Source organism: Rudaea sp. (assembly GCF_036383415.1).
Classification (GTDB): domain Bacteria; phylum Pseudomonadota; class Gammaproteobacteria; order Xanthomonadales; family Rhodanobacteraceae; genus Rudaea.
Map to the genome: position 1 here is coordinate 1 of NZ_DASVOK010000077.1, position 4,210 is coordinate 4,210.

A 4,210-nucleotide genomic window follows, 5' to 3' on the forward strand; every position below is an offset into this window, starting at 1 on the left:
GGGAAGCCGGGCTCGCCTGGACTGTGTCGCTCGAGCCGGGCCGCGATTTCATCGGCCGCGCCGCGCTCGAAAAACAGAAGGCGGACGGCGTGCCGCGCGCGCTGGTCGGCCTGGTCATGGACGAGAAGGGCGTGCTGCGCCACGGCCAGCGCGTCGCCACGGCGCAGGGCGATGGTGAAATCCTGTCCGGCACATTCTCGCCGACCCTGGGCAAGGCAATCGCGTTCGCGCGCGTGCCCGCGGATGCGGCGGCCGGTGTCGAGGTCGACATCCGCGGCAAGCTCGTGCCGGTGCGCCTGGTCAAGTATCCGTTCGTGCGCGACGGCAAGGCCTGCGAGGGCATTTGACCCGCGCCCGGCGCGGCCATTTGATGTTTGCCGCCGCTGGCGGTGTAAAATTCGTCATCCGTTTTCTCCCCCATCCCTCGGCTACCCCTCAGGATTGAAGCCATGAACGAAATTCCCGGCGATCTGAAATTCATGAAGTCCCACGAATGGGCGCGCGTCGAGGACAACGGCAACGTGACCGTCGGCATTTCCGATCATGCCCAGGGCCTGCTTGGCGATCTGGTCTATGTCGAACTGCCTAGCGTCGGTGACGAGGTCAAGGCCGGCAATGCCTGTGCGGTGGTCGAGTCGGTCAAGGCCGCCTCGGACGTCTATTCGCCGGTATCCGGCGAAGTGATCGCGGTGAACTCGGCGCTCGGCGACAAACCCGAAACGATCAACGAGGACGCCTACGGCGAAGGCTGGATCTTCGTCGTCAAACCGTCCAATCTCGCCGAAGAATCCGAAGAGCTGCTTGATCCGGATGCCTACGCCGAGTCGATCGAAGACGACGAGCATTGATTTGCCGCGGTAACCCGTTTCCCAATGCAGGGCGCGTCTCCGACGCGCCCTTTGATTTATAGCGAGTCCCACGCCATGCCTTTCATTCCCCATTCCGAAGCCGACGTTGCCGCGATGCTGAAGGCGATCGGCGCAAGCCAGATCGAAGACCTGTTCGACGAAATCCCCGCTGCGCTCAAGATCGACGAGCTCAAGGCGGTGCCGCCGGGCCTCAACGAAATGGAGATCACGCGCCTGATGAAGGAGCGCGCGGCGCAGGATGGCACGCCGCTGAACTTTTGCGGTGCCGGCGCCTACGAGCACCACATCCCGGCCGCGGTCTGGGCGATCGTCTCGCGCGGCGAGTTCTATTCGGCCTACACGCCGTACCAGGCCGAGGCGAGCCAGGGCACGCTGCAGCTGATCTACGAATACCAGACGATGATGACGCGACTGACCGGCATGGACGTGTCGAACGCGTCGATGTACGACGGCGCGACCTCGCTTGCCGAAGCCGCGCTGATGGCCGAACGCTGTGCGAAGAAGGGTCCGCGTCGCGTGCTCGTGCCGAAGTCGGTGCATCCGGCCTACCGCAAGACCCTGCACACGATCCTGCCGCTGCAGAACATCGAAATCGTCGAACTCGATGTCGGCGCCGACGGCGGCATCGATGCCGCGGCATTGGCAAAGCAGGACGTCGGCCCGTTCACCGCACTCGTCGTGCCGCAGCCGAACTTCTTCGGTGCACTCGAAGACGTCGATGCGCTGACCGACTGGGCGCATGCCAAGGGCGCGCTCGTCATCGGCGTGGTCAATCCGTTGTCGCTCGCGGTGTTGAAGCCGCCGCGCGAGTGGGGTGGCAGCTCAGATTCGAAGCGGGGCGCCGACATAGTCTGCGGCGATGGCCAGCCGTTCGGCGTGCCGCTGTCTTCAGGCGGTCCGTACTTCGGCATCCTCGCCTGCAAGCAGGAGTTCGTGCGCCAGATGCCGGGCCGCATCGTCGGCCGCACCACCGACCTCGACGGCAAGGAAGGTTTCGCCCTGACCCTGCAGGCGCGCGAGCAGCACATCCGCCGCGCCAAGGCGACCTCGAACATCTGCACCAACCAGGGCCTGCTCGTCACCGCGGCGACGATCACGATGGCGATGCTCGGTCCGGAGGGCGCATCGCGCGTCGCCAACGCGAGCATGCACAACACGCGCGCGCTGCGCGATCTTCTCGTCGCCATTCCCGGCGTGCGTCAGCTGTACTCGCGGCCGTTCTTCCACGAGGTCGCGCTCGAACTGCCGCGGCCAGCGCATGAAGTCATCGAACGGCTGGCGAAGGACGACGACATCGTCGCCGGCTTCGCGCTCGGCGACGAGTACGCGCAACTCGGCAACGCGCTGCTCGTCTGTGCGACCGAGACGAAGACCGCCGCCGACCTTGATCGTTTTGCGCAGGCACTGCGGCGCGCGTTGAGCTGATCTTCGCCCCATGCGCGCGAAATTTTTCGCGCGCGCTGGGTGAAGTCGCGCTGCTTCCATCGCGTTTCTGGTGAGCGTCGAGAAAGTATACTTCGCGCAAATTCGCGCAAATCGGATCGAAAATCGCCGTTTTTCACCGGCAGCGAAAAAAAATTTTTCGTCCGCCGCCACCACCGTTCAGATGCCGTTGCCGAGTGAATGTCATCCGCCGACATGCGCGTGCCGCGGACGAGAGACGCGCGAAATAATTTTTATAAAAATAAACTTAGATAAAAAGTATACTTGACTCGGATGCGTCGCGATCGCTGGAGCCCGCATCAAATCTAGCTTTTGCCGATTCGATCGTCTCTCGGTCGCGCGAATCACGCGTGTTTCCGCAAATTCGGCCGAGCTCAAACGGACGTCCAAACGCACATGCGCGTTTGCATGTGCCGGGTGCGTCAGTCGCCGTGGAGGCGGTGCGCATGCGGCAAGCGGCAGGTCCGGACGCACATGCGTTAACACAAATCTGTTGACAGCTAAACACTTCGGGAATAATTTTTGCGCCGTCGTTACACCTGCACATGGAATCCATGACGGCGGCGAAGTTTGTAAAGCCTTACATCGAACACGGCAGCAAGTCCGACGCCGTGAAGAAAGTGACGGTATCCATCCCGCTTCACGTACTCAAACTTCTCTCTGATGAACGTACTCGCCGACAGGTGAACAATTTAAGACATGCGACGAACAGCGATTTGCTGGTCGAAGCATTTCTGCATGCTTTTACTGGGCAACAACTACCAACTGACGAGGAGCTAAGACGCGATATGGCTACGAAGAAAGCTGCAAAGAAGGCACCTGCCAAGAAAGCTGTGAAGAAGGTTGCGAAGGCCAAGGTTGTGAAGAAGGCCGCGAAGAAGGTTGCCAAGAAGGCCGCCAAGAAGAAGTAAGCTTCACCCGTTTCATCTTTTCACACGCAGTACTGATCGCGAACCTTCGGGTTCGATGGATTCACGGATGCGGAGTTGGCATCCGGTTTTTCCAGAACAAGAAAAGCGACACCCCGTTTACCTCTTCCCGTGACTGCCCAGCGCGGGAAGAGGCCTTAAACGAGACCCGTCTTCGCGGAGCGTCCGCTCCCGACTCCTTACGAACCTGTCTGCGCCTCGCGCTCCCGCGATCGTGCCGCTGCACCATTTCCCGTGCTTCCGTCATGCCGCTGCAACGCCGGCATGCGCTGGTTTGTGCACGGAACCAGACTTCGGTCATTGAATTGCAATCGCATAACGTGGTATCCATCGCACTTCGCAAAAAATAGGGGGCGAAGTGGCATGGCGAGCGGACGCAAGGGGCCCGGTCTTTGGGCCGCTCTGGTAGTGGTTGTAGCAGTTGCGGCAATTTCGGCTTATTTCCTTCTGGGGCGTGACACCGGTACGGGACAAACCGTGCCCGGAGCCAAGGCGCCAGGTACGGCGACGGCACCAGTGCCAAGCAAGCCGGCCGAGGTGGTCGGTGGCGAGGCATCCAAGCGCACCGATCTGACGATCGCGGATCTGCTGCGCAACGCCGGCACGGCATTGAGCGAGAAACGCTATATCGATCCGCCTGACAACAGCGCGGTCGACTTCTATCTTCTGGTGCTCGGTCGCGACGCGAACAACGCGGCGGCGCAGGAGGGCCTGCGCGAATTGTTCCCGCTCGCCACCGGCGAAATCGAGCAGAAGATCAATGCGGGTCAGCTCGACGAGGGACGTCGCGCGATCGATTTGCTCGGCAAGTTCGACTCGAACAACTACACGCTGACAATCCTGCGCAACAAGCTCGATCTGAAGAAGAAGCAGATGGATCGCGAGCAGGAGAAGCGCGATCAGGAAAAGGCGCTCGCAGCGAACGCCGCCAAGAATCCTGCGACGCCGGCGGCGACGACGCCCGCAGCG

4 protein-coding genes and 1 pseudogene are annotated in these 4,210 nt (G+C 61.6%); all 5 read left to right on the forward strand.

Annotated features, from left to right (window positions below):
- The coding region (locus tag VF497_RS02675; protein ID WP_330885998.1) for a glycine cleavage T C-terminal barrel domain-containing protein at positions 1-347 on the forward strand (347 nt) is incomplete at its 5' end.
- Positions 348-449: 102 nt separating this feature from the next.
- A complete protein-coding gene (gene gcvH / locus VF497_RS02680; RefSeq protein WP_330886000.1) occupies positions 450-848 on the forward strand; it encodes a glycine cleavage system protein GcvH in 399 nt (132 codons plus the stop codon).
- A gap of 75 nt (positions 849-923) precedes the next feature.
- Entirely contained in the window at positions 924-2,294 is a 1,371-nt protein-coding gene (gene gcvPA, locus VF497_RS02685) for an aminomethyl-transferring glycine dehydrogenase subunit GcvPA (protein ID WP_330886002.1), read from the forward strand.
- A 572-nt stretch (positions 2,295-2,866) separates the two neighbouring features.
- Positions 2,867-3,223, forward strand: a complete 357-nt coding sequence (gene metJ / locus VF497_RS02690; RefSeq protein ID WP_051084143.1) for a met regulon transcriptional regulator MetJ — start codon at positions 2,867-2,869, stop codon at positions 3,221-3,223.
- A 495-nt stretch (positions 3,224-3,718) separates the two neighbouring features.
- Positions 3,719-4,210 (forward strand): annotated as a pseudogene (locus tag VF497_RS02695) (energy transducer TonB); the annotation flags it as partial.

Bases quoted from the DNA above. Each gene is read 5' to 3' on its own strand.
- gcvH (WP_330886000.1), top strand. From the start codon at position 450: ATGAACGAAATTCCCGGCGATCTGAAATTCATGAAGTCCCACGAATGG.
- metJ (WP_051084143.1), top strand. From the start codon at position 2,867: ATGACGGCGGCGAAGTTTGTAAAGCCTTACATCGAACACGGCAGCAAG.
- gcvPA (WP_330886002.1), top strand. From the start codon at position 924: ATGCCTTTCATTCCCCATTCCGAAGCCGACGTTGCCGCGATGCTGAAG.